At 64.7% G+C, this 1,552-nt stretch carries 1 protein-coding gene and 1 pseudogene; both read left to right on the top strand.

What is annotated here, in order from left to right; genetic code table 11:
• Positions 1–253: 253 nt before the first annotated feature.
• Positions 254–1,198: pseudogene (locus H7I57_RS16260) on the top strand (IS1634 family transposase); the annotation flags it as partial.
• Positions 1,199–1,375: 177 nt separating this feature from the next.
• Complete coding sequence (locus H7I57_RS16255; protein WP_264024652.1) at positions 1,376–1,498, top strand: hypothetical protein; 123 nt, start codon at positions 1,376–1,378, stop codon at positions 1,496–1,498.
• Positions 1,499–1,552 lie beyond the last annotated feature (54 nt).

Below are 1,552 nucleotides of genomic sequence, written 5' to 3'. Positions count from 1 at the left end.
CCCAGACCTTCCCACCGGCCATTCCCGAAGCTCAGCGCAAGATCCTCACCGACCTCGGCATCAAACCCGGGTACTAGGCCAAATGTCCGAAGTCAGGCGGCTCTCAGTCACTCCGGTCCACAACCGGCGGCGGCGGGCCGGTGAGGCCTGACTTCGGACACCTCTGGCCATTTTTCGGAGCGGCGATCTGCTGACCTGCGGCTTTATCCCGCTTAGTGCCCCGTTTGGGGCACTAAGCGGGTAGTTTCAGCCGGTGGCGTACGTGCGGAAGGTGCGCACGGCCTCGGGTGCGGTGGCCGTGCAGGTCGTGCGAAAACATCGAGGTCAACGCACGATCTTGGCGCACGTAGGGTCGGCGCACACCGATGCGCAGCTCGGGATCCTGCTTGAGCAGGCCCGCCGGATCGCCGGACAGGACCAAGGCGTTCTCGACATCGAGGTGCCCGCGCGGACTCAGTCCATCGACGGCATCGCCGACTGGCGAACCGGCACCTTGACGTTGTCGCCGGGTGTCGCCAACGGTGCGCCGGCGCCGGCCGGGCGCACCGCGGCGACTCATTCGCGTCTTCTCTACGACGTGCTGGGCGCGGTCTATGACTGGCTGGGGTTCGACATCGTCACCGATGCGGTGTTCCGGGATCTGGTGATAGCTCGGATCGTCGAGCCCACCAGCAAGGCCGACGCCGCCCGCGTGCTGGCCGACCTGGGCGCAGACACTGTGTCGTACAGAACGATTCAACGCCACCTCGCCAAGGTCAACACCGCCAACTATCGCGAGCAGATCGCCGCCAGGTGCTTCACCCACGCCGCGGATCGAGGCGGGTTGAGCCTGCTGCTCTACGACGTCACGACGTTGTATTTCGAGGCTGAGAATGAAGACGAACTGCGCAAGGTCGGCTATAGCAAAGAGCGCCGCGTCGACCCTCAAATCGTGGTCGGCCTGTTGGTCGATCGTAGCGGGTTCCCTTTGGAGGTGGGCTGTTTCGAGGGCAACACCGCCGAGACCACCACGCTGGTGCCGATCATCACCGGCTTCGCGGCCCGCCATGAACTTGGTGACACGCCGATGGTGATCGCCGCCGATGCGGGCATGCTGTCGGCGTCGAACCTGGCCGCGTTGGATGACGCCGGGTTGGGGTTCATCGTCGGCTCCCGGATGACTAAAGCGTCACGTGGGTTGAGGACGGGCTGGGCGTGGCGGTGACCGGCGGGCGGGTTGTGGGTGGCGCCGTCGCGGTGAGGACGGCCGGTTTGACTGTGACAGCCTGATTTGGCCCCGGGTGGACGGCTAGAAATGGCTCCACCTGTGTGGTCGCGGGTGTGCGTGGTGACGTTCTGATTTGGCCCTGTCTTCACGACACTCCGCGTCGGTTATGTGTTCGCGGCGATCCGCCGGGATCATCGGGTCGAGGGGTTGTCGATCCGGGCGCTGGCCGACAAGCAGATAACGTCCCGGGAGGTGGTGGACTTCGGATTTGGCGTGGTTCACGCGGCGTGATCAACGAGGCATGTTGAACGCTAGGTGATTTGGTGTTGTTTCGCAAGTGCTGCC

Source organism: Mycolicibacterium pyrenivorans, assembly GCF_025821625.1.
In the GTDB taxonomy this organism is placed as follows: Bacteria; Actinomycetota; Actinomycetes; order Mycobacteriales; family Mycobacteriaceae; genus Mycobacterium; species Mycobacterium pyrenivorans.
The sequence above is the reverse complement of the archived record's forward strand: the minus strand, read 5'-3'. Positions and strand labels throughout refer to the sequence as shown.